Genomic DNA, 320 nt, shown 5'->3' with positions numbered 1-320 from the left:
GCGCGATGGTGGTAAGGACGCTCGCCGAGCCCGGTGAGCACCTGGGGATCGTCGGCGAACACCAGCCGATGGGCGCCAAGGTCGCCATCCTCGAACTCATGGAAGTAGAACAGCCCTTCCTCGGCGGCCAGACGCTCGACGAAGGCCAGGTCGGTCTCGCGGTACTGCACGCAGTACTCGCGCTCGGCGGGCTCGCGGGTCACCGCGAAGGCCACGTCGGTCAGGCCGCGTTCCTCGCACAGGGTGTTGAGGATGGTCAGCGGCGAGACGCGCTGGAAGATCCGCGAGTTCTGGCGCAACGAGAGCCGCCACAGCGAGGG

The 320-nt window shown here is 68.1% G+C and carries 1 protein-coding gene; it reads right to left on the bottom strand.

Annotated features, from left to right (window positions below; translation table 11 throughout):
- A partial coding sequence (locus tag FZZ93_RS18220; RefSeq protein ID WP_281290391.1) for a contractile injection system protein, VgrG/Pvc8 family occupies window positions 1-320 on the bottom strand: 320 nt, incomplete at both ends.

Origin of the sequence: Halomonas eurihalina (assembly GCF_008274785.1) — a bacterium.
GTDB classification, from domain to species: Bacteria; Pseudomonadota; Gammaproteobacteria; order Pseudomonadales; family Halomonadaceae; genus Halomonas; species Halomonas eurihalina.
Note: the sequence above shows the minus strand (reverse complement) of the source record. Positions and strands in the feature narration are given on the sequence as shown.